Below are 24,722 nucleotides of genomic sequence, written 5' to 3' on the forward strand. Positions count from 1 at the left end.
AGCTTTTCTACAATGCAGTGTGCTCCGGAATTACATCAGTTATGGTAGGACCGGGAAGCTCAAATGTTGTGGGCGGGCAGTTTGCATTCATAAAAACCAAAGGAAGGTCAATTGATCAGATGATTGTGCTTGCACCGGCTGCAATGAAAATTGCCTTTGGCGAAAATCCAAAAACAAACTATAATGATATGGAAAAAATGCCGACAACAAGAATGTCCATAGCAGGAATGCTAAGGGAAGAAATATTTAAGGCTGTGCAGTACAAAAAAGAAAAAGACAAAAAAGGTGAAGATTTTGAACCTGATTTTAAAAAAGAGTGCTGGCTGCCTGTTCTAAAGGGAGAAATACCTCTTAAGGCACATGTTCACAGAACTGACGACATACTCACTGCCATAAGAATAGCGCAGGAGTTTAAATTGAAGCTTACACTGGACCACTGCACAGAAGGACACCTTATTGCAGATGAAATTAAACAATCAGGTTTTCCTGCAATAGTGGGACCTTCACTTGCATCCAGGAATAAAATTGAAGTACAAAACATGGATTTTAAAACGGCAGGAATTCTTAGCAAAAAAGGAATAAAGGTTGCTGTAACAACGGATCATCCTGTAACAAGGATTCAGTACCTTCCTGTGTGTGCAGGGTTTGCCGCAAAGGAAGGACTTGGAGTAGAAGAAGGATTGAAGGCTATAACAATCAATGCAGCTGAAATATGCAACGTTTCTGACAGAGTGGGGAGCCTGGAGGAGGGAAAGGATGCTGACATAGCCATTTTTGATGGAAATCCCATGGAAACATTCACAAATACCATGTACACGCTCATAAACGGCGAAGTTGTATATGACCGCAAAAAAGATATGAAACAACAAAAAACGGAAGAATAATCTTCCGTTTTTTTAACCGCCTCCAACAGGGGGGAATATCGACAGATAATCCCCACATGAAGGCACTACATCCATTTTAGAACTTATACCATTTTTTAAAAGTATGGCTACTTCTTTTTCTTCGATTTTCAGGTCATGGAGAATGTCTCTTATTCTTGCTCCTTCTTTGCATTCCATTTCAAGAATCTTGCCTCTTCCTTCACGAAGCGTTGCAAAAAGCTTTACTGTGATTTTCATACAGTTATTTAAATGATTCCAATCCAAGAAGTGTTAATTTTTCTTCTGTTGGAATTCCTTTTTCAGTCCATCCTCTTGCGTTGTAATATTGAGGAAGAGTTATGTTTAACTTATTTACATGGCCTGTTGATGGTCCTGCTGAAATTGGTTCTTCAAGCAATCTCTTTGGAAGAGTGTCTTCTGAAGGATCTATGCCTGCTTTTAAGTTGTACAATCTTTCAAGGTTCCAGATTCTATCACCTATTTCTATAAAATCATTGCCTGTCAGTTTTGTTCCGCATATTGAATTGTACAAATCCGCATAGTCATCTGCACCCATGGCAAATGAAGTGAAGAGGCAAAGTCCCACAGCATCTATACTAGCAGTGAAGTCCTGGAATATTTTTGTCCATGCAGCTTTTTCGTCAGTTGCAAATCTGTCAAGTCCCTGAGGAAGACTTAAAATTTCTGGAGATATCATGTAACCTCTTACGTGGCAGCCGCCTCTGTTTGATGTTGCATAGTTAAGACCTATTCCCTGGATTCCTCTTGGGTCGTATGCAGGCATTTCCTGTTTCTTTACGCTCATGGATAATTCAGGAACGCCGTAGCTTTCACATAATCTGTAAGAGCCTTCTGCCATTTTTGCTCCAAGGCCTTTTGCCTGACCCATAAGCTTTGTCCATTCCACAACAGCTTCAGCATTTCCCCATATTAATTCAGGAGCACCTTCAAGGTCTTCCTTCTTGATATATCCTTTCTGATAAAGCTCCATAGCTGCAGCAATGGTTGCAGAAGCTGAAATTGTATCCAGTCCGTATTCATTGCACCAGTAGTTTGCTTTTATTATTGCACCCAGGTCTGACACTCCGCAGTCGGAGCCAAAACCCCAGATAGTTTCATATTCTGGACCTGAACCTTCTATTCCATCAACTTCGCAATATCTTCCGCAACCTATGGGGCATCTGTAGCAAGGATCTTTTTTCTTAAGGAATTTTTCAGCAAGAGTTTCTCCGCTTATTTCTTCTGCCTTGTCAAAATAAGATTCCTGGAAGTTATTTGTAGGCAATACTCCGTTTTCATTTATGATGTTAACAAGCACGGCTGAACCGTATGTTGGAAGTCCCTGGCCTGTAACACCGTTTTCCCTGATTTTAGCCATTGATTTTGAAAATGCTTCTTTCAGCATTACAGCATCATTTACATTAACTTTGCCTGTTCCTCTGACAACTATGGCCTTGAGGTTTTTAGAACCCATTACAGCTCCTACACCTGATCTTCCGGCTGCACGGCCTCTGTCGTTCATTATGCCGGATATTTTTGAAAGATTTTCTCCTGCAGGACCTATTGTTGCAACACGTACTTTTTCACCGTGAGCTTCCTCCAATGCTGTTGTTGTTTCTCCTGCAGTCTTGCCCCAGACAAATGATGCATCCTTTATTTCAACCAGGTCATCAGTAATGTTTAAGTATACAGGTTCTTCAGATTTTCCTTCGATGATGACAACATCATAACCGGCAAATTTAAGTTCTGCTCCCCAATAACCGCCAGAGTTGGAACAAGCCACAGTGCCTGTAAGGGGAGATTTTGTTATTACCATGTATCTTCCGCCTGTAGGAGTGCTTGTACCAGTCAATGGTCCTGTTGCAAATATCAATTTATTTTCTGTGCTCAATGCGTCTGTTTTAGGATCAACTTCATCCATTAAAATTTTAGTTCCTAAACCTCTTCCGCCTATAAATTTCAAAGCATCGTCAAGATTTAATTCTTCTTTTTTAATTGTCTTTTCTGTTAAATTTACTCTTAGGATTGTTCCTTGATAGCCAAAATAATTTTGCATATGGTACCTCCATAAATGTATTTCTTCTATATATGCAATTTTCGTTCCAATTATCAAGGCTTGGAAATCCATGGTTTTCCAACGTTTAAAAAGATAGATAATTTAATGTGCTAATATGGCGCAAATTATGGCGAATTTTGTTGTTCCATAATGGAGCTGTGTTCCTAAGTGGAACACAGCTCCAAAGATTAACATTCAATTTCGAATTCTTTCAACTTCCTGTAGAGGGTATTTCTTCCTATTCCCAAGACTGAAGCTGCCTGGGTGATATTATGTCCGGTTGATTCCAGCACATTAACAATGTGTTCCTTTTCCATTTCTTTGAGGCTTAAGACACTTGAGACATTTGCTGCTGATTTAATTTTAATTGATTTATTTGAACTTTCTTCAAAATTCAGCATGTGTATGTCCGGTACCATCTCTGTGTTTACTGCAAGCTCAACATAGTTTTCCAGTTCTCTTACGTTTCCCGGCCAATTGTATTCCACAAGTTTTTCGATGTACTCAAGTGGTATATGAACTTTTTTCTTGTTGAGTTTTTTGCTTATTCTGTCCATAAAGTAATCTAATAGAAGCTTTATGTCTCCCTTTCTTTCACAAAGGCTTGGGAGGCGCAGGGGAAGAACATTAAGCCTGTAGAACAGGTCTTTTCTGAATGTTCCGTTTTCAACTTCTTGTTTCAAATTTTTGTTTGTAGCTGCAATTACTCTTACGTCCACAACCCTTTCATGAGAGCTTCCGATTCTGGAGACAGTGCCTTCTTCTATTACTCTTAATAGTCTTGTCTGCAAATCCAGAGGCATTTCACCGATTTCATCAAGAAATATTGTTCCACCATCTGCTATTTCAAATTTTCCAGGATTTCCGCCGGCTTTAGCGCCTGTAAATGAGCCTTGTTCATATCCAAAGAGCTCGGATTCAATTAGGTTTCTTGGAATAGCACCGCAGTTTAAGGCCACAAAGCTTCCGTTTGACCTTTCAGAATAGTTGTGTATGGACTGTGCAAAAAGTTCCTTGCCAGTTCCGCTTTCTCCCATTATTAGTATGTTTGACCTGCTGTCTGAAATTTTCTTTGCAAAGTTTATTACCTGAAGGAAATTTGCATCCTTGCCTACTATTTTGTCAAATGTGTAAATGGCATGTCTTCCCATTATGCTGTCTATTGATTTTCTTTGCTTTTTAACTTCATCAAACACCAATATGACGTTTGTTGCTTCATTGTTTTGATTCTTAACCGGATATACTGTTAAGTTAAGCTGCAGAATATTTCTTTTAGAAATTACATCCACATCTCTTTTGAAGGGGGATGTGTCTTCTATTACTGATTTATATACTGAGTTCCAGTCCTTAAGTAAGTCACTTGTTTTCATATGAAGGAGTTCCTCATTGCTGCAGCCGAAAAGTTCGCTGGCAAATGAATTGGCAGAAAGTATGACGCCCTGCATATCTGCGGTAATAAATCCCTTCAATATGGAATCCAGAATAAGTTTCTGCTGTTTTTTTTCTGTTAAAAGCTTACTTCTCAGTTTGTTGTTCATGAGCTGATTTTCAATTGCCCTTGCCCCGGCAACTACCATGCCGAGAGTGTGCGAATGCACCTGTTCGCTGTAGCCAGTCAGGTCAAGCGTTCCAATTATTTTTCCTGACTCATCCTTTATAGGACATCCTGAGCATGTCCAGCGATGATATGCGCTGATGAAATGCTCCTCTGCTGATACTTGAATAGGATTGTTTTCTGTAATACAAGTTCCCATGGCATTTGTTCCGATGTTTTCTTCATCCATGTACGCACCTGGTATCATTTTAAAGAGAAAGGCTTCTGACAATATTTCCTCATCACCAATTACATTGAGGATGCAGCCTTCTTTATCCGTTAGTATTGAGAAGAAATTCGAACCCTTTACGAAATCATATATTTTATTCATTATAGGAGCTGCTGCAAGCACAAGTTCCCGGTTTTCTTCCATCTTTTCAAACAATTCTTTTTCATCAAGTATTTTGTTTGAATATATCTGATTGTAATTAATGTTGTACATTTTACATCTTTCATGAGATATTCTGATAAATTCCTTGTGTCGTACAGAACCTTTTTCGACCATAGTGCCTCCTTGAATAAAGTTATTATAATAAAAAACATTATACTATAAATTGCTTAACATTACATAAAAAAATAAAAAATAATAACAGAAACACAAAGTTCAAGGAAGCTCAATTAGAAAATAAAAATTTCTATTTAAGTAAAATATTTGGTAAAGTGGAGTTATTCATAGAAAAAATGCGCAATTAAAAAATATTATATGACAATATAAAAATTATCAGCTAAATTAACTGATAATAATAAAAAACAGCATTTGAGAAATAATATATTTTGATTTAATATTAGCTAAAGGTCAAAGAAAGTCAAAGTTAATATCAGATTTTAAGGAAGTGAGAAAATGTCTAATTTAAGCGATATTATTGAAGGCTTCATAAAGGAATTAATGGAAGCCAACAATCAAAGGGCAGTGGAAATTCAAAGAAACATTTTGGCTCAACAGTTTGATTGTTCTCCTTCACAGATAAACTATGTGCTCACAACCCGGTTTAACAACGACAGGGGATATATTGTTGAAAGCAGAAGAGGTGGAGGCGGCTATATAAGAATTTTCAAGGTTCGCTCAACTATAGAAGAAGATCTTCACAACCTCCTGAATGAAAGCATAGGAGACAGCGTAACATTGAACAAGGCGCTGGATTTAATTTATGCATTGCTTGATAGAGGTATAATAAACATCAGAGAACAAAAAATTATGCAAAGCACCATAAGTGACAGAGCTTTGAACAGTGTTTCATATGATGAAAGAAATAAATTGAGAGCTGATTTGCTGAAAGAAATGATACTTGTCTCAGCAGAAAATAACATATAACAGGAGGGGTACTATGCTTTGCGATGAATGCGGCAAAAACGAAGCCAAGGTCCATGTGACCCATATATTAAATGGAAAAAAATCTGAAAATCATTTGTGTGAGGAATGTGCTAAAAAGAATCAGACAATTTTAAATTCAAATTTTTCGATGGAAAATTTATTTTCAGCAATGCTCAACAATGCCCTGAACACTACGCCATATTTGCCTGCCAAGGGCTGCGACATGTGCGGCATGACGTATGAGGAATTCAAACAGACAGGAAAATTTGGATGCAGCCACTGCATAGATACATTCAAGCCAAGGCTTATGCCAGTAGTAAAAAACATACAGGGTCATGAGCTGCACAGGGGCAAGATTCCTAGAAGGGCAGGGGGAATTTACAAGGTTCAAAAGGATATTGAAAAATTAAAGGAAGAACTGAAATCTGCAATTGAGCAGGAAGAATATGAAACAGCAGCAAAGTTAAGAGATAAAATAAGAAGCATGGAATCAAACATGAAGAAGGGAGATGAGTAATTTGGAAAATAACGGAATAGTCCTCACAAGCCGTATAAGACTTGCAAGAAATTTAAAAAATTACAAATTTCCTTTGAAGATGACTGGTGAAGAATCAAACAATGTAGTTGAAGAAGTAAAAAATGCAGTAGACAGACAAAATTTGAATTACAAGCTCACATACATGAGGGATTTGTCGGATGTTGAAAAAAGCGTGATGGTTGAAAAACATCTCATAAGCCCTGCACTGGCGGAAAGGAAAGAAACAGGAGCTTTTCTATTAAGCCATGACGAAAAAGTATCAATAATGATCAATGAGGAAGATCACATAAGAATTCAAACGCTTGGAACAGGCATGTCTCTTAAGGAATGCTGGGAATTAAGCAACAAAATAGATGATGTTCTGGAAGGAGAAGTTGATTATGCATTTGACAGAGAGCTGGGATATGTGACAGCCTGCCCCACAAACATAGGCACTGGAATGAGAGCTTCTGTCATGGTTCATCTTCCGGCATTGTCCATTACAAATCAAATTGAAAAACTATTAATAGGTATTTCCCAGCTTGGGGTTGCCGTAAGAGGAGTTTACGGCGAAGGAACAAAATCCATGGGCCATCTTTACCAGATTTCAAACCAGGGAACATTGGGAGCAAGCGAAGAAACCTTAATAGATAAAATTTCTCAAATTGTTGCCCAGATAGTTGAAAAAGAAGAAAGAATGAGAGCTCATCTCAAGAAAAACAATTTGTACGAAATTGAAGATGACTGCTGCAGAGCGTACGGACTTCTTACAAATGCAAGGAGAATGTCTACGGAGGAAGCCATGAAGCTGTTGTCGCTACTTAAGCTTGGCAAGGAAATGGAAATAATAGACAATGCAAAAGACAAGGATATTTACAGACTGATGGTAAAAATTCAGCCAAACAACATTTTGTCTTCTACAGACACTGAACTTACAACAAAAGAAAGAGATAAGATGAGAGCTGAAATAATAAGAAATGAATTATTAGAAAATTAAGGTCAATAATAAATAATATCAAAAAAGGAGATACGATTATGATAAGCGGATTCAACAATTCTGCAAAGAATGCCATTGAACTTGCTCAGGAAGAAGTAAAGCGTTTCAAGCAAAATGTTCTTGGAACTGAACACATATTGCTTGGGCTCATGATGGAGCAGGAAGGAATTGCAGGAAAAATACTGAGAAATAAGCTTAATGTAGATAAAGTAAGAGACATAATAAAAAATACGACGGGTACAGGCGAAAGCACCCCTGAATTCATAGCCATAAGCCCAAGAAGCAAGTACATCATAGAACTTTCAAGACAATATTCATCACAAATGGGTGTTCCATATGTGGGAACAGAGCACATTCTTCTGGGACTCATTGATGAAGGAGAAGGAATTGCTGCCCAAATAATTAAATCTGTTGCGAATTTAAAAGAACTTAAATATGAGGTTATTGAAGCTGTTAAGCAAGGAAGCGGCGGCGGAGTTCCGGGAGATAAGGAATTTTCACCGGGACCTCAGCAACCTTCAGAACCCAGCACAAAGACAATAGACAAATATGGCATAGACCTGAATCAAAAGGCAAAGGAAGGAAAGCTTGATCCTGTCATAGGAAGAGAAGATGTTATTGAAAGAGTAATTCAAATACTTTCAAGGAGAACAAAAAACAATCCATGCCTCATAGGTGAGCCGGGAGTTGGAAAGACTGCCATAGCAGAAGGACTGGCTCAGGAAATAATAAAAGGCAATGTACCTGAAACATTGAAGACAAAGAGAGTAATAACTCTTGATATGTCAGGAATGGTTGCAGGAGCCAAGTACAGAGGAGAATTTGAAGAAAGGCTTAAAAGTGCCATTGATGAAATAAAGAATGCAGGAAACATAATTCTATTTATTGATGAACTTCACACAATCATAGGAGCAGGGGCAGCAGAAGGTGCAATTGACGCTTCAAACATTCTTAAGCCCACACTTGCAAGAGGAGAGCTTCAGATTGTGGGAGCAACAACACTTGATGAATACAAGAAGCACATTGAAAAAGATGCTGCTCTCGAAAGAAGGTTCCAGCCTATTACTGTTGAAGAACCAAGCGTGGAAGACACAATTAAAATTCTGAAAGGATTAAGAGACAAGTACGAAGCGCACCACAAGGTATCAATAACCGATGAAGCAATTGAAGCTGCAGCAAAATTGTCGCACAGATACATTTCAGACAGATTTTTGCCTGACAAGGCCATAGACCTTATTGATGAGGCTGCTTCAAGAACAAGGCTTAAATCTTCCACAGTCCCAAAGGGATTGAAAGAAATTGAACATAAAATAAATGAACTTAAAAATGAAAAGAAAGCTGCAATAAACAATCAGGATTTTGAGAAGGCAGCCTCTTTCAGAGATGAGGAAAAAAGGCTTACAGATGAGCTCGACAAGCAGAAGAAGCTCTGGGCAGCAAAAAATTCAAAGGATTCAAGCATTGGATACGAGGATATTTCAGAAGTTGTTTCACAATGGACAGGGATTCCTGTTAAAAAGCTGCAGGGAGACGAAACAGACAGACTTCTGCACATGGAAGATATACTTCACAACAGGGTAATCGGACAGGAACCTGCAGTTGTAGCCTTGTCAAAAGCCATAAGAAGATCAAGAGTTGGACTGAAAGACCCTAAAAAACCTATCGGATCATTCATATTCCTGGGACCTACTGGAGTGGGCAAGACAGAGCTTTCAAAGGCACTGGCAGAATCCATGTTCGGAGATGAAAATGCAATGATCAGGGTTGATATGTCAGAATACATGGAAAAACATTCTGTTTCAAAACTTGTTGGTTCACCTCCGGGATATGTGGGATTTGATGACGGCGGACAGCTTACAGAAAAAATAAGAAGGAAACCATACTCAGTTGTATTGTTTGATGAAATTGAAAAGGCACATCCTGATGTTTTCAACATACTGCTGCAAATCCTTGATGACGGAAGACTTACAGATGCCAAAGGAAGGACAGTGGACTTTAAGAATACGGTAATTATAATGACATCAAACGTTGGGGCAAGCACAATCAAGAAACAAAGAACGCTGGGCTTTGCGTCAAATTCATCAAATGAAGAAAAAGATGAATATGAAAAAATGAAGGAAAATGTAATGGCTGAGCTTAAACAGACATTCAGACCGGAATTTTTAAACCGTATCGATGAAATAATAGTGTTCCACTCCCTGAGCAAGGACAACATCAAGCAGATTGTTTCACTTATGATTGACAATCTTTCTAAAAGGCTTGAACAGCTCAATATCAAAATCGAGCTTGATGAGAAAGCAAAGGAATTCTTAGCAGAAGCAGGCTTTGACCCGGTTTACGGAGCAAGACCTCTTCAAAGAGAAATAAGAAGAAAAATTGAAGACCGACTGTCAGAAGAACTTTTGAAAGGTTCTGTCCAAAAGTCTGACACAATTAAAATATCAGCTGAAAACAATGAATTGATTTTTTCAAATGAAAGATAATAAACACCGGTAACGGTGCTTAGGACATTGACAAATGTCGATGCTGTCATCCTGAACGATATTGAAGAATTTCATCGACCTCAGAATGACAACGTCAAAAGTAACTTTGTTAAATAAAAAAAATTCTAAATGCACTTGACAAACAAAATGAATTGTGTATAATAATAAAAAACATATTCAGCAATGACGGGAAGAGTAATTTAAGATTTAGTCACAGAGAGATAGCGTTGGTGAAAGTCTATTACAATAATCTTAAAATGAAGAACATCCCTGAGCTTGTGACCCAAATTGCACAGCAAGAGTAGGCTCACACGCATCCGAGCGATAAAGCGGCAGAAACATGTCAGTGTTTTTAGAGTGAGCATCTTTGGATGCTAATTAGGGTGGTACCGCGGATTACTCCTTCGTCCCTTTCGGGATGAAGGAGTTTTATTTTTGCAATCCCGTAGGAGTAAATAAAATTCGAAAGGGATTATTATGAGAAAAAATGAATATCGCACCCACACATGCGGGGAATTAAGAGAAAGCCACATAGGCATGGAAGTTAAAGTATCAGGATGGTTTGAAAATGTCAGAGACCACGGCGGAGTTAAATTTGCAGATATTAGAGATCAGCATGGAACAGTGCAGGTTGTAGTGGAAGATGAAACACTTCTTGATGGAATTTCAAAAGAAAGTACCGTATGCGTTTCAGGATGTGTAATAAAAAGAGATGCAGATACCATCAATGAAAAAATTGCAACAGGAACTGTTGAAATAGTTGCAGAAACATTTCAAGTACTTGGAAGGAACAAGTGCTCTCTTCCTTTTGAAATAGCTTCTTCAAAGGAAACAAAGGAAGACCTTAGGCTTAAATACAGATTCCTTGACTTAAGAAACAAGGATATTCAAAAAAACATCATCATGCGTTCAAAAATAATTTCATTTTTAAGAAGCCGCATGACTGACATGGGATTTTTGGAGATTCAGACACCCATACTCACTTCATCTTCTCCGGAAGGTGCAAGAGATTACATTATACCAAGCAGAAAACATCCTGGAAAATTTTATGCCCTTCCCCAGGCACCTCAGATGTTCAAACAACTGTTGATGGTGTCCGGATTTGACAAATATTTTCAGATAGCACCATGCTTCAGAGATGAAGATGCTAGAGCTGACCGTTCGCCGGGAGAATTTTATCAGCTTGACTTTGAAATGAGCTTTGCAACACAAGATGATGTTTTAAATGTTGCAGAAGAAGTTCTTTACAGAACTTTTGTGAAGTTTTCAGATAAAAAGGTTTCTAAACCTCCATTTGCCAGAATTCCTTACAAAGAGTCCATGATTAAATACGGAACTGACAAACCTGATTTAAGAAACCCCCTTGAAATTATAGATATAAGTCAAATGTTTCTTGATACTGATTTTGCACCGTTTAGAAAAAAGACAGTAAGAGCCATAAATGTTCCGGACTGTGCAACGCAATCAAAAAGCTTTTTTGAGAACATGCTTGATTATGCCATGAAGATTGGAATGAAAGGGCTGGGATACATCAAAGTCGACGATGATATGAAGTACCACGGTCCAATAGACAAGTTCCTTTCTGAAGAAGACAAAAAAGAGCTGGCTGAAGTTGCAGGATTAAAACCGGGATGCGTACTGTTCTTCATTGCAGATGAAAAAGAATATGCTCCCAAGCTTGCAGGTCAAATAAGGACTGAACTGGGAAGAAGGCTTCATTTAATTGATGAGGATAAATTTGAAATGTGTTTTATAGTGGACTTCCCAATGTATGAAATCGAAGAGAACACAGGAAATGTGGCTTTTACACACAACCCGTTTTCAATGCCTCAGGGAGGGATGGAATCTCTGTTGACAAAAGACCCTCTTGACATTGTTGCTTATCAGTATGATATTGTATGTAATGGTATTGAACTATCCTCGGGAGCCGTGAGAAATCATGATGCAGACATCATGGTGAAGGCATTTGAAATTGCAGGATACACTGAAGAGGACCTTGAGAACAAGTTTTCAGCCCTTTACAATGCATTTAAATATGGAGCTCCTCCTCATGCAGGAATGGCTCCTGGTATTGACCGAATAGTAATGCTCTTGACAGGTGAAGAAAACATCAGAGAAGTAATAGCTTTTCCAATGAACAGCAGCGCTCAGGACCTTCTTACAAATTCACCATCAGAAGTTACGGAGCAGCAATTAAGAGAAGTTCATATTAAAATCAGGTAGGAGGAAGTATGGTTACCAGGGATGATATAATTAAAATTGCAAAACTTGCTAAATTGTCGGTGGAAGATGATGAAATAGAAGCATTGACTCACGACATGGCAGAAATAATCGGATTTGCAGATACAATAAGTTCAGCCGTTCAAGACGGTTTTGAGGATTTTGATGATATAAACAACATAACAAATGCATTTCATGAAGATGTAGTACAGGAATCATTTGACAGAGAACTGATTCTTAAAAACAGGGACGGCGGAGAACAAGGCTGCTTTCTGGTGAAAAAAAGATCTGGGAGGATATGATGAGCAAAATAACTTATATAGGAAAACTCCTTAGAGATAAAGAAATATCATGCGCAGAGCTTACGGAAAAATATATAAAGTCAATTGAAGCAGAAAACAAAAAACTAAATGCGTATGTAAACATTACGTCTGAAACAGCCATGAAGACAGCAAAAGATGTTGATGAGAAAATTTCAAGGGGAGAAATTCTTCTTCCTCTTGAAGGAATACCAATGACTCTGAAAGACAACATATCCACTAAAAATATTGAAACAACATGCTGTTCAAACATACTAAAGGGATATGTGCCCATATACGATGCAACAGTGTGGGATATTTTGAAAAATCAAAATGCTGTCCTTCTTGGAAAAGCAAACATGGATGAGTTTGCCATGGGTTCATCCTGCGAAACTTCCTGCTTTGGAGGAGCTCTTAATCCTTACAGCAAAAATCATGTGGCAGGAGGAAGTTCGGGAGGAGCAGCAGCAGCTGTTGGTGGAAACATTGCAGTGTACGGTCTTGGTTCAGATACAGGTGGTTCAGTAAGGCAGCCGGCAAGTTTCTGCGGCCTTGTTGGACTTAAGCCTACATATGGAACTGTTTCAAGATACGGTCTCATTGCCTATGCTTCAAGCCTCGATCAGATAGGACCCATAACTTCTACAGTTGAAGATGCTGCCATTGTTTATGATGCCATATCCCTTTACGATAAAAATGATGCAACTTCACAGGGTAGCAAAATAAAAACAACACATACATTAAAAAACAGCATCAAGGGAATGAAAATAGGAATAGCAAAAGAATATTTCGAAGGAATAAGAGATGACGTGAGAAAGTCAGTAGAAAGTGCAGTGAAAGTATATGAATCTCTTGGGGCAGAAGTAGTTTCAATAAGTATTCCTCAGTTAAAACATGCTCTTCCTGTTTACTATATACTTGCCTGTGCTGAAGCTTCCTCAAACCTTGGAAGGTATGACGGCATACGCTATGGTTACAGGACTCCAAGCTATAACGACATAAATGACATGATATGCAAGACAAGAAGCGAAGGGTTCGGCAAAGAAGTCAAAAGAAGAATCATGCTTGGAACATACGTCTTAAGCGCCGGATACTACGATGCTTACTACAAGAAGGCTCAACAGCTTCGAGGGGCACTGGTGAATGCATTCAAGGATGCATTCAAAAAATGCGACGTCATTATTTCGCCAACGGTTCCCATGACTGCTTTTGAACTTAACTTTACTCAAAAGGACCCTATTGAAACATACATGACAGACATACTGACTGTTCCTGTAAATATTGCAGGGCTTCCTGCAGTATCTGTACCATGCGGTTTTGATGACAAAGGGCTTCCAATAGGGATGCAGATAATTGGAAACAGCTTCGATGATGCAAAGATACTAAATGCTGCATATCAATATGAGCAGGCAGTTAAAAACCACATATTCAAAGAATTAGAAACAGGGGTGAGACTATGAGCTGGGAAATGGTAGCAGGACTTGAAACTCATGTGGAGCTTTCAACAAAGACAAAAATATTCTGCCAGTGCACAACAGAATTTGGCGGAGATCCTAACACACACTGCTGTCCTGTGTGCATAGGTCTTCCGGGGACACTTCCTAAATTAAACAAGGCAGTTGTTGAATATGCAGTGAAGGCAGGCCTTGCCACAAACTGCAAAATCAGAAACATTTCAAAAATGGACCGAAAAAACTACGTGTATCCTGACCTTCCAAAGGCGTACCAGATTTCACAGTACGACAAACCACTGTGTGAAAATGGATTTATCACATTGTCTTCAGGCAAGAACATAAACATTACAAGAATTCATATTGAAGAAGATGCAGGAAAGTTAATACATGAAAGAGGAGACACATACATCGACTACAACAGGGGAGGAGTTCCTCTTATTGAAATAGTTTCGGAGCCCGACATAAGAAGCATAGATGAAGCAGTTGAATACATTGAAAAACTAAGACTCATTATGAAATATATAGGAGTTTCTGACGTTAAGATGCAGGAAGGTTCCTTAAGATGCGATGTGAACATTTCTATCAGGAAAAATGGAGAAGAAAAGTTTGGAACAAGAGCAGAAATCAAGAACATGAACTCCTTAAACTTCATTGCTAAGGCAATGGAATACGAATTTAACAGACAGGTAGACATCCTTGAAAACGGCGGATGTGTGGAGCAGGAAACCAGAAGATACAATGCAGAACAAAATATCACAGAAAGCATGCGCGGTAAGGAAGATGCCGATGACTACAGGTATTTCAGGGATCCTGATCTTGTTACAATTTCAATTTCAGATGATGAAATAAAAAACATTAAAAATTCTCTGCCGGAACTTCCAGGAGAAAAATTAAAGCGTTTTACAGAAGAATTTGCTCTTCCCATGGATGATGCAGAACTTTTGATAAAATACAAAAAAATAGCAGAGTATTTTGAAAACTCATGCAAAAATGTAACAAACAAGAAACTTGTTTCAAATTACATTCTGGGTCAGATATTCAGACGTCTGTCCACAGATATGGAAAAGGAAGAGTTTTCAATCAAAGTTTCTTCTGAACAATTAAACGAGCTTGTGCTGTTGACTGAAAACAAGAAGCTGAGTTCAAACATGGCAAGAAATGCGCTTGAGCAAATGCTTGATACGGGAAAAGGTGTCATGAGCTTTGTTTCTGAAAGCGATATGGAAGGAATTGACGAAAGCGATTTAAGGGCTATATGTGAAAAGGCAGTAAGGAACAATCAAAAGGCTGCAGAAGAATACAAAAGCGGCAAGGAAAAGGCCATAGGTTCTATAATAGGATTTATTATGAAGGAAACAAAGGGCAAGGCAGATGCAGCTAAAGCCACGGAAATAGTGAAAGAATTAATAATTAAGAGTTAAGAATTAAGAGTTAAAGGAAAGGAATTTGGGCTTGCCCAAATTCCTATTTAACATATAATCAATTGTTTAGAACTTTTTCTTCAATTAAAATCTTTTCTAAAGCAAGCACTATTTCTTTATCATAAAATGTTCCAATGCAAATCTTTAATTCACTCATGGCCTCTTCCGGAGACATGGCATTTCTATATGCTCTGTCTGATGTCATGGCATCATAGGAATCGGCTACGGCTATTATTTTTGCTTCTATTCGGATTTCATCACCCTTAAGCCCCTTAGGATAACCTGATCCATCTAATCTTTCATGGTGTGCTTCAACAATTTTGGATATGTCCTCAATAAATTTTCCATGCAATAATTCAGAGCTGTATGTGCTGTGTTTTTTAATATAATTAAATTCCTCATCGCTTAGTTTTGAGGCTTTATTTAATATTTCATCGGGAATGAAGTATTTACCCACATCATGAAAAAGTGAGGCCAGAGCAATGGTATAATTGATTTCACCTGAAAGCCCCAATTTGCTGGCAATTTTTACTGAATAATCCTGTACCCTGTTGCTGTGATTATAAGTATATACATCCTTTTGTTCAGATTTATCCAGCAAGTTTCTTAATTCATCCGTATACGTATATAATAAATTGTAAACAGGCTGTGACGTTATATACAATATTTTTGTATCCGTAAGTGTTCTGAAAGGCACGGTTTCTTTTATATCATGCACGTAAAAGTAATCGCCTTTTTGCATTTTGACTGTCTTATTGCCGTCTTCAATTAATATTGATCCTTCCAATATGTAATAAAACTCCATGAGATTAGCAGTATTTCCCGGAGTGATGCTGTTTGGCCTCTCAGCCGTGAATTCATATAACATGATCTCCATGTCATCATTTCTTGCGAGAAGGCTAAGTATTGAAGTCCCTCTAACCTGATCAATATATTTCTTGTCTTTATAAATAAATAATCCGTCCATTAATTCACTCCTTAAGAAATAATTATAGCATATTATTTGTTAATAGAAATCTCAAATTATAATAAAATATTAAATTAAAAAAACATCTCTGAGAGTATGTCAATAAAATAAAAGGAGAGATTGCTCCCTCCTTAACTTTTAAATTAATGTGCGTAGCACGGGTCTACCAGGATTATTCTGTCATATATCACTACTTCAACATATGTCTTGGTGACTTCTATTCCTTCTGCGGCAGCATCTGTAATTAACTTATCAACTTTTGACTCTGTCTTTTCAAGGAGTTTTTCAATGATTTTATCAACAATTAAATCCAAATCTTCGCTCTTGTTTTCTTTGAGAACTTCAATTTCCGCCTGTTTTACGGCGACTTTCACAGCCTTAAAGACATAATCGTTGGTTTTATCAACCCTTTTCATTATTATGTCACTTGCAGTCACTTCGTCTGCAAATACTGAAGGTCCAAATAACGTTAACAAGCTGATCATAATCATTGTTACTGATACTACCCTTTTTAATCTTTTGTACATTTCCCTTTACCTCCATTATTCTTCAACCTACTCCTTGAAGGAAATAAAAAAACCCCTTTCGGTAGCTGGCTGCCATTTTAAAGGCCCTGTAGCTTTGCGTCGCTAACTTTCGTCAGCTTTGCCATTATCGGTTGAAGTTAAATTTATTTACTATAATAATATCATATTATTAATAAATTATCAAACATTATTTGGAATATATGTATTTTTATTGCTATTCCATATAAATATTTATTTTAATATAAAATAAGACAATGTGAGCTTAGCACATTGTCTTTCTTTTGATTCTTAATTCTTAACTCTTAATTCTTAATTGTATTTACGTTTCGTATGTCTTCAGTATATTCTGTGCTATTTGATCTCTTGTTGTCCTCATGTCCATTGCCTGCTTTTCTATGTAGCGGTGGGCTTGGTTTTCAGTCATGTTGAGATATTGTATGAGCACGCATTTTGCTCTTGTTACAAGCCTTATTTCTTCAATTTTTTGCTGAAGATGTATATTTTCGTTTTTTAGACCCAGTATTCTTTTTTTTGAAGCCAGAGCAAGCTTGAGAGATTGAAAGAAAACCTGTTTAATTATTGGTTTTGAAACCACCAATACGCCGCTGTCTTCAACCTTAGCTGATATGTCATCGGCAATTTCGCTTTTTACAACTATTATGACTCCCGAAGCGCTGATTTCAGTTACAGTAACTGCAAGATTATCTCCAAATTCATCTTTTAAAGGAGCGTTGATTACTACAAGGTCATATTCAAAATTATTTAGCATTCTTCTTGCTTCACCGCTGCTTGATGCCGTTGCGGTTGAGCAAACAGTATTAGTGTTCAAAAGTTGCGACAAAAGCTCTATTCCTTTGTCGGAGCTTGACACAACAAGCACACTGTTCATGAAATCACCACCCCCTGTCATTGATAGGAAAAATATTATATTGTGTAAAAGTATGTGTTGTGCTCAAATTCTTCCTTGTTTCCAGACTTTTCACACAAAATGCATTCATCAGTCTTGAAGGACAAGTATTTTTTCAATGTTTTTGAAGGTAGACAATTAGCCACAAATTCACTTTTTTCTGCAATTCTCACAGCTTCTTCAAGTGTGTCTGGGATTGTGTCGTAATTTTTCAAAACATCTTCACATGCCTGGTATAAATTTATATTTGAAGGCTTCTTCAGTTCAATATTGTTTTCTATTCCTTCAAGCCCGGCATAAATGAGCAGTGCAAATGCATAGTATGGATTGCAGCTTGGATCTGAAGAACGAAGTTCCATTCTAGAGTATATTCCTTCCGCTGCAGGTATTCGCACAAGCTGAGAACGGTTCTGGTAAGACCATGTTACATATTTTGGAGCCGAATGGCTTCCAAAACGGTTGTAGGAATTTGTAATAGGATTTAAAAAAACAGTTATTTCTTTAATTCTGTTTAAAATTCCTGCAATAAAACTTTCAGCTTCTTTGGAACTGCTTCTTTTTATGTTGTCGAAAATATTCTCATTGTTTTTCAAAATAGATATATTGATATGAAGTCCGCTTCCGCTGCAATCTTTCAAAGGTTTAGGCATAAAAGAAGCATAAAGACCGTTTAAATGAGCAATGGTTTTTACGACGGATTTAAATGTGACCAGGTTGTCTGCAGCTGACATGGCATCGCTGTATTTAAAGTCAATTTCATTTTGTCCGGGACCCTGTTCGTGGTGGGAGCATTCAGGAAGAATTCCCATTTGCTCTAACGTGAGACTTATGTCTCTTCTTACGTTTTCTCCCTTGTCCAGAGGGGCTACGTCAAAGTATCCTGCATTGTCCTGAGGAATTTTAGTTGGATTTCCTTTTTCATCTTCTTCAAAAAGATAAAATTCACATTCTGAACCTATTTCAATTTTGTATCCCATTTCGTGGGCTTTGTTTACTGCTTTTAAAAGTATGGCTCTGCCGTCACCTTCAAAAGGTGTCTTGTCGGGATATTTTATGTCACAATAGAATCTTACAACTCTTCCCTGCTGAGGCCTCCATGGCAGAATTGCCAGTGTGGATGGGTCCGGATACAAAAAAAGGTCAGACTCCTCTATGTTTAAAAATCCCCGTATTGAAGATGCGTCAAAAGAAATGCCGTTTTTAAATGCTCTTGGAAGTTCCTCGGACAAAATGGAAATATTTTTTATGGTTCCAAATATGTCACAAAAAGACAGACGTACAAATTTTACGTCATTGTCGCTTATAAACTGCAAAACTTCATCAATGGTATATTTCATGTTACACCTCCGAAATTATAACTATAAAAAAAGCGCACTGCAGCGCAATTGTCTACCAGTACAATAATGCTGCAATGAACGCCTTTGTTCTTGTTGAAAAAATTTTATTATATGAGATACCGTTTGTCAAGTTCTTTTTAAAATTTATGCATTTAAACTACAATTTATGAGTGAAAAATAAAAATAAAAAAAGTTCTTGACATAGGCCTATCCCATAATGTATCATTCATCTATAATAAGCAAAGGCGCTTAGGTTTTTAAACCTACGCGCCTTTTTTGTATACGGAGGTAATTATGAGCAATATTTCAGAGATTTTCGGAAGCATGGTATTTAACGATGACGTAATGAAAGAAAGACTGCCTAAAGACACATACAAGGCATATAAAAAGACAATAATGGAAGGCAAAAGTCTGGACATCAATGTTGCCAATGTAGTGGCAAATGCAATGAAAGACTGGGCCATTGAAAAAGGAACAACTCATTTCACTCACTGGTTTCAGCCAATGACTGGAATTACAGCTGAAAAACATGACAGCTTCATATCTGCAACATCTGATGGAAAAGTTATTATGGAATTTTCAGGTAAAGAGCTGATAAAGGGAGAACCTGATGCATCAAGCTTTCCTTCAGGAGGACTGAGATCCACATTTGAAGCAAGAGGATATACAGCATGGGATCCGACTTCCTACGCTTTTATAAAAGATTCTGTTTTATGCATTCCAACAGCATTCTGTTCATACGGCGGAGAAGTGCTTGACAAGAAAACACCTCTTCTTCGTTCAATGGAAGCTCTAAACGAACAGGCACTGAGAGTATTGAAGCTTTTCGGTGACACAACAACTACAAGAGTTATTACTACTGTAGGACCTGAACAGGAATATTTCCTAATTGATAAGGAAGTTTACAAAAAAAGAAAAGATATAGTATTTACAGGAAGAACTCTTTTCGGAGCAAAGCCTCCAAAAGGACAGGAGCTTGAAGACCATTACTTTGGAGCAATAAAGCCAAGAGTATCGGCTTTTATGAAAGAACTGAACAACGAACTCTGGAAACTTGGAATTCTTGCAAGAACAGAGCACAACGAAGTAGCACCTGCTCAGCATGAACTTGCCCCTATATTTACAAATACAAACATTGCATGCGACCACAATCAGCTTACAATGGAAACATTAAAAAGAATTGCAGATAAACACGGAATGTTCTGTCTGCTGCATGAAAAACCATTTGCAGGAATTAACGGAAGCGGCAAGCACAACAACTGGTCTCTTTCAACAAATGACGGAGTAAACCTTCTGGAGCCGGGAACATCTCCTTACGATAATGCAAGATTTTTATTGTTCCTTTGCGCAGTCATAAAAGCTGTTGATGAATATCAGGATTTATTGAAGGTTTCGGTTTCAACTGCAGGCAACGATCACAGACTTGGAGGCAACGAAGCTCCTCCTGCTATAATTTCAATATTCCTTGGAGATGAACTCACTTCTGTTCTTGAGTCTGTTGAAGGGGAAACTGCATACGACAAAGAATTCAAACGAGAAATGGCAGTAGGCGTTGATGCAATTCCTGTGTTCCCTAAAGACACCACCGACAGAAACAGAACATCACCTTTTGCATTCACAGGCAACAAATTTGAATTCAGAATGGTTGGCTCAAAGCTGTCCATTGCAGGTCCAAACATGGTGCTGAATACCATAGTGGCACATGAACTTTCAATATTTGCAGACGTTTTAGAAAAAGCAGATGATTTCACTGCTGAACTTAATAAATTGCTTAAAGATACAATTAAAAATCATAAAAGAATAATTTTCAACGGCAACAACTACACTGATGAATGGGTTGTAGAAGCAGAAAAAAGAGGATTATTGAACCTCAAGTCAACTCCTGAATCAATTCCGTACTTCAGCAGTGAAAAAAGTGTAACGTTGTTTGAAAAATTCAACGTACTTTCCAGAAAAGAAATTTATTCACGAACTGAAATAGTTCTTGAAGAATACTGCAAGGAAATAAACATTGAAGCCCTGACATTGATTGACATTGCAAAGAAAGATCTTATTCCTTCAGTTACAGCGTACATCAAGGAACTGTCAGACACCGCAAACTCTAAAAAAGCTTTCATGATTGATGTTGACTGTGAAACAGAAAAATCTCTCATATACAAGCTTTCACTTCTTACAGGCTCTCTTTATTCAAAGACAGAGCTGTTAGAAAACAAGCTGCTTGAAGTGAAAAACTGCAATGGAGTAGAAGAAACCGCATATTTTTACAGAAACAGCATATTTGCTGCAATGCAAGAAATGAGAGCAGTTATAGATGAACTGGAAACAAATACAGCAAAAAAATACTGGCCTTTCCCAACTTACGGAGAAATATTGTTCAGTGTATAGTTTAAATTCCTCCCGAAATAATGAACTACACTGAACGATATAAGTTAATTCCGATGTTTATATAAAAGCACACTGCATAGCAGTGTGCTTTTTATATAGGCACCTAGCTTCTGAGCAACTTTTTTATATAAGCAATTGGGAAAACAGTGCATATACTAATATGAAAAGAAAGGAGCAAAATTATGATAATTCATGTTGTACAGCCAGGAGATACTATTTATTCCATAGCAAAACAATACAATGTATCTCCGCAAAAAATAATCATGGATAACGAACTGGCTACGCCTAATGCAATTGTGCCAGGGCAGACTATTGTTATCCTCATACCAAGCCAGGTACATGTTGTAAGGCCTCTTGACACACTTGCAGGCATTGCGCAGATGTATGACACGACAACAGTAGAACTGCTTCAGAACAACCCATTCATTGAATATGCCGAAGCAATTTATCCCGGTGACCAAATTACAATTAAAAACACAGAACCCAAATTAGGAACCATATTTGTTAACGGCTACGCCTATCCAAATATAGACAGAAGAGTACTGATGAAAACTCTGCCGTATTTGACATATCTAAGCTTGTTCACATACGGGATAACAGAATCAGGAGAACTCATTGATATTGAAGATGAAGAGCTCATAAGAATGGCAAGGGATTTCGGGGTAGCGCCGCTTATGGTTATTTCCACATTGACAGAAGAAGGAACATTCAGCAAGGAACTAGCTCACAAAATTTTAAACAGCGAAGAAATACAAGAAAAACTCATAGAAAATGTGCTTCAAAACCTTAAAGAAAAACAATACCATGGTCTTGACATTGACTTTGAATATGTGCTGCCTGAAGACAGGGAGGCATTTATCAACTTTGTTGAAAAAATTACAGAACGCCTCAATAGGGAGGGATTTCAGGTATTTACGGCTCTTGCGCCAAAAATTTCCTCTGAACAAAAAGGACTTTTGTATGAAGCTCATGATTATCCTGCCATAGGAGACGCATCAAATAGGGTGCTTCTCATGACTTACGAATGGGGCTACACATACGGGCCTGCCATGGCAGTTGCTCCCATTGACAAAGTCAGAGAAGTTCTTGACTACGCCATAACTGAAATAGATCCCAATAAAATATACATGGGAATTCCAAACTACGGATACGATTTTATACAGCCATATGTTGCAGAAGAGTCAAGGGCAGATTCATTATCAAATGTGGAAGCTGTGAGCCTGGCTGAAAGAGTTGGTGCGAACATTCAATATGATGAAAAGTCCCAGTCTCCTTACTTCATTTATTATGACAATCAAGGGCGCCAGCACCAGGTTTGGTTTGAAGATGCCAGAAGTATACGTGAAAAGCTTGATGCTTTCAACGAGTATGGATTTGAAGGAGTGGGAATCTGGAATTTAATGAAGTACTTCCCTCAAAAATGGCTGGTTTTAAGTTCGCTTTATGACATAGCAAAGGTTATTTGAGTCATAAGAGTAATTATATGAAAAGATCAGCATATAAATAGATAACAGGTAATTTAGGAGGTTTCCATGAATAATAAAAATTATAGAGTGATGAAATTCTTTGAGCCGGTTAATAAAAAGGACATAGCAAGGGGTTACGTGCGCCTTGACATCAGAGGAATAAAGGGTAATGTTATTGTGTCAGTTGAAAATTTAGGAGATGCAAAGACAACAAGCGAAGTATATTTATATAAGGACAAAACGAACAAAATCAAGCTCGGAGACATCAACAACAAAAAAGGAATGCTTAAGAAAATTCTTACATTCGGAAGCAACAACGCAATAGAAGACTACAACACATGTGCCATAGTAAAAAACGGAAAGATTGCACTTTATTCCAATTTGTTCAATACAACCAGCATTGATTCTATCAATAAACTGGATGCAGGAGAAGAGGAAGTAACAATTGTCTCCGATTCTAAAGAGCAAGATAAGAAGGAAGTGTCTCATGTTCCTTCAGAAGTGGTTAAGCAGCCGGAAAAAGAAGAACCGAAATTGGCACCTCCTGCTCAGGATGTGCCAAGAAGAATAGAAAAAATTGTAACCGTGGAAGAAAGACATGATGAAGAAGAAAACATTGAAGAAATACAAGAATCAAAAAAACAAGAAATCGACGACGATGTTGCAAAATCTTCACAGGAATTTTCCCAGGAAGATGAAAACTCAGTGAAATCTGAATCAATTAGACATAAAAATAAATTCAACGAAAGTCTATACAATGCTCTAAAGGATTATAAAAGAACAGAGCCTTTGTCTGTAAAAATCAAGAATTTCAGCTGGTGGTACATACCATATGACGAAATGGGAATAAAAAACGGTTTTCTGCCTTACTACAATCAAATAGTGAGCTCCTATTACCCGTATCCCATGTCAAATCGTGTAACAACCTGCAACAGTCTCATGAAAAAGTACGGTCACTATATTTTTGGAATTTATGAAGACAATGATGACATAATCAAATTCATTTACGGAGTGCCCGGAGAATTTACTAAGGAAGAGCAGCCATACAAGGGTATTACAGGATTCAAAAACTGGTCATATAGCAACAAGGATAATAATACAGAGCATGGCTACTGGCTGGCATTTGTAAATCCGAGGACAGGTGAGTCAACAGACCCTCCGCAAATAGTTTTGACTAAATAATACTGTACAAATTGTTATAAATTTGCTATAATTAGCAAGAACAACTTAAAAAGGAGTATAGTAAACAAATGCCACCCATAAGTACTAACATGCACTTTGGTAAAATTTTTATAGAAAATTCTGAGGATGAAATAGACATACCGAGTTTTATTATGGGTATTGTATCCCCGGAAACTATGGATGTAGAAGATTTTGAAGAAATGCACACCCTTGATGAAGATGGAAACATCGATGTCAGGGAGTTTTATGAACAATTTAACTTCAAAAAGTTAGACATAACACAAAAATCATTTGTTTTGGGATACTATTGCCATTTGTGGTTTGACGAATATTACAAGTTCAATGCAAGCAAACTTACAATACACAATAATCTGGAATTAAGCGACGAAGAACTAAGGGCTGCAGTAAAAAGCACGCTCAGATATTACGACTATAAGGCAATAAACAACTTTTTCGAGAATTATGTTAAAGATATAAATACATTCGACATAAAAATCAATTTGAAAGAAACCAATTGGGTCAATATTAAAAAGTCCAAGGATAAAATATTGGAATTTTTAAAAGGCAATAAATCAGAAACCATATATCCTCAACTTATTGAAGAAGAAGAATATATGAGATTTATTAACAATGGCTTCAGCAAAATTAAGAAATCTTTGTAGAAAACTCCTTTACGGGAGTTTTTTTAAAAATTTTAAATTGACTGAAAAAGGA

General features: G+C 37.5%; 20 protein-coding genes, 1 riboswitch and 1 other annotated feature. Of the genes, 13 read left to right on the forward strand and 7 right to left on the reverse strand.

Translation table 11 applies throughout. The annotated features are described in order from the left end of the window. A partial coding sequence (locus BN358_RS02330) for an amidohydrolase family protein (protein WP_019227722.1) occupies window positions 1-884 on the forward strand: 884 nt, incomplete at its 5' end. Window positions 885-896: 12 nt separating this feature from the next. On the opposite strand, the gene BN358_RS02335 is transcribed toward BN358_RS02330, so the two are convergent. From BN358_RS02335 to BN358_RS02345, 3 genes are all read right to left on the reverse strand, one after another. Further along, window positions 897-1,121: a MoaD/ThiS family protein gene (locus tag BN358_RS02335; protein ID WP_019227723.1), complete on the reverse strand. Its 225-nt coding sequence runs from the start codon at window positions 1,119-1,121 to the stop codon at window positions 897-899. A gap of 4 nt (window positions 1,122-1,125) precedes the next feature. Next, window positions 1,126-2,940, reverse strand: a complete 1,815-nt coding sequence (locus BN358_RS02340; protein ID WP_019227724.1) for an aldehyde ferredoxin oxidoreductase family protein — start codon at window positions 2,938-2,940, stop codon at window positions 1,126-1,128. Window positions 2,941-3,128: 188 nt separating this feature from the next. Then, window positions 3,129-5,039 carry a sigma-54-dependent Fis family transcriptional regulator gene (locus BN358_RS02345; RefSeq protein ID WP_019227725.1) on the reverse strand — a complete coding sequence of 637 codons (1,911 nt, stop codon included), beginning with the start codon at window positions 5,037-5,039 and terminating at the stop codon, window positions 3,129-3,131. Between the two features lie 336 nt (window positions 5,040-5,375). On the opposite strand from BN358_RS02345, the gene BN358_RS02350 reads away from it, so the two are divergent. From BN358_RS02350 to gatB, 8 genes are all read left to right on the forward strand, one after another. Next, complete coding sequence (locus BN358_RS02350; RefSeq protein WP_019227726.1) at window positions 5,376-5,846, forward strand: CtsR family transcriptional regulator; 471 nt, start codon at window positions 5,376-5,378, stop codon at window positions 5,844-5,846. Between the two features lie 13 nt (window positions 5,847-5,859). Further along, window positions 5,860-6,363, forward strand: coding sequence for a UvrB/UvrC motif-containing protein (locus tag BN358_RS02355; RefSeq protein ID WP_019227727.1), 504 nt, complete (start codon window positions 5,860-5,862; stop codon window positions 6,361-6,363). Further along, complete coding sequence (locus BN358_RS02360; protein WP_019227728.1) at window positions 6,356-7,360, forward strand: protein arginine kinase; 1,005 nt, start codon at window positions 6,356-6,358, stop codon at window positions 7,358-7,360. Before BN358_RS02355 ends, BN358_RS02360 begins: the two co-directional genes overlap by 8 nt. Window positions 7,361-7,398: 38 nt before the next feature. Further along, window positions 7,399-9,843, forward strand: coding sequence for an ATP-dependent Clp protease ATP-binding subunit (locus tag BN358_RS02365; RefSeq protein WP_019227729.1), 2,445 nt, complete (start codon window positions 7,399-7,401; stop codon window positions 9,841-9,843). A 174-nt stretch (window positions 9,844-10,017) separates the two neighbouring features. Continuing rightward, window positions 10,018-10,258, forward strand: a binding site (T-box leader). 62 nt (window positions 10,259-10,320) lie between these two features. Next, window positions 10,321-12,066: an aspartate--tRNA ligase gene (gene aspS / locus BN358_RS02370; RefSeq protein ID WP_019227730.1), complete on the forward strand. Its 1,746-nt coding sequence runs from the start codon at window positions 10,321-10,323 to the stop codon at window positions 12,064-12,066. Window positions 12,067-12,074: 8 nt separating this feature from the next. Next, on the forward strand, window positions 12,075-12,365 hold the full coding sequence (locus BN358_RS02375; protein WP_019227731.1) for an aspartyl/glutamyl-tRNA amidotransferase subunit C: 291 nt from the start codon (window positions 12,075-12,077) through the stop codon (window positions 12,363-12,365). Then, complete coding sequence (gene gatA / locus BN358_RS02380; protein WP_040581922.1) at window positions 12,362-13,822, forward strand: Asp-tRNA(Asn)/Glu-tRNA(Gln) amidotransferase subunit GatA; 1,461 nt, start codon at window positions 12,362-12,364, stop codon at window positions 13,820-13,822. Before BN358_RS02375 ends, gatA begins: the two co-directional genes overlap by 4 nt. After that, a complete protein-coding gene (gene gatB, locus BN358_RS02385) occupies window positions 13,819-15,237 on the forward strand; it encodes an Asp-tRNA(Asn)/Glu-tRNA(Gln) amidotransferase subunit GatB (protein WP_019227733.1) in 1,419 nt (472 codons plus the stop codon). Before gatA ends, gatB begins: the two co-directional genes overlap by 4 nt. Window positions 15,238-15,295: 58 nt before the next feature. Here gatB and BN358_RS02390 read toward each other — a convergent pair whose 3' ends face one another. From BN358_RS02390 to BN358_RS02405, 4 genes are all read right to left on the reverse strand, one after another. Then, window positions 15,296-16,204, reverse strand: a complete 909-nt coding sequence (locus BN358_RS02390; protein ID WP_019227734.1) for an HD domain-containing phosphohydrolase — start codon at window positions 16,202-16,204, stop codon at window positions 15,296-15,298. A gap of 143 nt (window positions 16,205-16,347) precedes the next feature. Continuing rightward, complete coding sequence (locus tag BN358_RS02395; RefSeq protein ID WP_019227735.1) at window positions 16,348-16,731, reverse strand: hypothetical protein; 384 nt, start codon at window positions 16,729-16,731, stop codon at window positions 16,348-16,350. Window positions 16,732-16,788: 57 nt separating this feature from the next. Next, window positions 16,789-16,864: riboswitch (cyclic di-GMP riboswitch) on the reverse strand. Window positions 16,865-17,050: 186 nt separating this feature from the next. Next, entirely contained in the window at window positions 17,051-17,620 is a 570-nt protein-coding gene (locus BN358_RS02400; protein ID WP_019227736.1) for an ANTAR domain-containing response regulator, read from the reverse strand. 35 nt (window positions 17,621-17,655) lie between these two features. Beyond that, window positions 17,656-18,975 carry a glutamine synthetase family protein gene (locus BN358_RS02405; protein ID WP_019227737.1) on the reverse strand — a complete coding sequence of 440 codons (1,320 nt, stop codon included), beginning with the start codon at window positions 18,973-18,975 and terminating at the stop codon, window positions 17,656-17,658. 294 nt (window positions 18,976-19,269) lie between these two features. On the opposite strand from BN358_RS02405, the gene BN358_RS02410 reads away from it, so the two are divergent. The 4 genes from BN358_RS02410 (at window position 19,270) to BN358_RS02425 (ending at window position 24,670) form a co-directional block, all read left to right on the forward strand. Then, the gene (locus BN358_RS02410) at window positions 19,270-21,360 is read left to right on the forward strand and encodes a glutamine synthetase III (protein WP_019227738.1); all 2,091 of its coding nucleotides are present in this window, start codon (window positions 19,270-19,272) and stop codon (window positions 21,358-21,360) included. A gap of 182 nt (window positions 21,361-21,542) precedes the next feature. Continuing rightward, window positions 21,543-22,826, forward strand: coding sequence for a glycosyl hydrolase family 18 protein (locus tag BN358_RS02415; RefSeq protein ID WP_019227739.1), 1,284 nt, complete (start codon window positions 21,543-21,545; stop codon window positions 22,824-22,826). Between the two features lie 66 nt (window positions 22,827-22,892). Next, window positions 22,893-24,008 carry a hypothetical protein gene (locus BN358_RS02420; RefSeq protein WP_019227740.1) on the forward strand — a complete coding sequence of 372 codons (1,116 nt, stop codon included), beginning with the start codon at window positions 22,893-22,895 and terminating at the stop codon, window positions 24,006-24,008. Window positions 24,009-24,076: 68 nt separating this feature from the next. After that, complete coding sequence (locus BN358_RS02425) at window positions 24,077-24,670, forward strand: hypothetical protein (RefSeq protein WP_040581923.1); 594 nt, start codon at window positions 24,077-24,079, stop codon at window positions 24,668-24,670. The last annotated feature ends 52 nt before the right edge of the window (window positions 24,671-24,722 follow it).

The organism is Sedimentibacter sp. B4 (assembly GCF_000309315.1).
GTDB classification, from domain to species: Bacteria; Bacillota; Clostridia; order Tissierellales; family Sedimentibacteraceae; genus Sedimentibacter; species Sedimentibacter saalensis.

What these genes read in the sequence shown, in the direction of transcription:
- BN358_RS02365 (WP_019227729.1), top strand. Translation starts at nt 7,399, where the DNA reads ATGATAAGCGGATTCAACAATTCTGCAAAGAATGCCATTGAACTTGCT.
- BN358_RS02420 (WP_019227740.1), top strand. Translation starts at nt 22,893, where the DNA reads ATGAATAATAAAAATTATAGAGTGATGAAATTCTTTGAGCCGGTTAAT.
- BN358_RS02410 (WP_019227738.1), top strand. Translation starts at nt 19,270, where the DNA reads ATGAGCAATATTTCAGAGATTTTCGGAAGCATGGTATTTAACGATGAC.
- gatB (WP_019227733.1), top strand. Translation starts at nt 13,819, where the DNA reads ATGAGCTGGGAAATGGTAGCAGGACTTGAAACTCATGTGGAGCTTTCA.
- BN358_RS02405 (WP_019227737.1), bottom strand. Translation starts at nt 18,975, where the DNA reads ATGAAATATACCATTGATGAAGTTTTGCAGTTTATAAGCGACAATGAC.
- BN358_RS02360 (WP_019227728.1), top strand. Translation starts at nt 6,356, where the DNA reads ATGAGTAATTTGGAAAATAACGGAATAGTCCTCACAAGCCGTATAAGA.
- BN358_RS02400 (WP_019227736.1), bottom strand. Translation starts at nt 17,620, where the DNA reads ATGAACAGTGTGCTTGTTGTGTCAAGCTCCGACAAAGGAATAGAGCTT.
- gatA (WP_040581922.1), top strand. Translation starts at nt 12,362, where the DNA reads ATGATGAGCAAAATAACTTATATAGGAAAACTCCTTAGAGATAAAGAA.
- BN358_RS02355 (WP_019227727.1), top strand. Translation starts at nt 5,860, where the DNA reads ATGCTTTGCGATGAATGCGGCAAAAACGAAGCCAAGGTCCATGTGACC.
- BN358_RS02350 (WP_019227726.1), top strand. Translation starts at nt 5,376, where the DNA reads ATGTCTAATTTAAGCGATATTATTGAAGGCTTCATAAAGGAATTAATG.
- aspS (WP_019227730.1), top strand. Translation starts at nt 10,321, where the DNA reads ATGAGAAAAAATGAATATCGCACCCACACATGCGGGGAATTAAGAGAA.
- BN358_RS02340 (WP_019227724.1), bottom strand. Translation starts at nt 2,940, where the DNA reads ATGCAAAATTATTTTGGCTATCAAGGAACAATCCTAAGAGTAAATTTA.
- BN358_RS02415 (WP_019227739.1), top strand. Translation starts at nt 21,543, where the DNA reads ATGATAATTCATGTTGTACAGCCAGGAGATACTATTTATTCCATAGCA.
- BN358_RS02345 (WP_019227725.1), bottom strand. Translation starts at nt 5,039, where the DNA reads ATGGTCGAAAAAGGTTCTGTACGACACAAGGAATTTATCAGAATATCT.
- BN358_RS02395 (WP_019227735.1), bottom strand. Translation starts at nt 16,731, where the DNA reads ATGTACAAAAGATTAAAAAGGGTAGTATCAGTAACAATGATTATGATC.
- BN358_RS02425 (WP_040581923.1), top strand. Translation starts at nt 24,077, where the DNA reads ATGCCACCCATAAGTACTAACATGCACTTTGGTAAAATTTTTATAGAA.
- BN358_RS02375 (WP_019227731.1), top strand. Translation starts at nt 12,075, where the DNA reads ATGGTTACCAGGGATGATATAATTAAAATTGCAAAACTTGCTAAATTG.
- BN358_RS02390 (WP_019227734.1), bottom strand. Translation starts at nt 16,204, where the DNA reads ATGGACGGATTATTTATTTATAAAGACAAGAAATATATTGATCAGGTT.
- BN358_RS02335 (WP_019227723.1), bottom strand. Translation starts at nt 1,121, where the DNA reads ATGAAAATCACAGTAAAGCTTTTTGCAACGCTTCGTGAAGGAAGAGGC.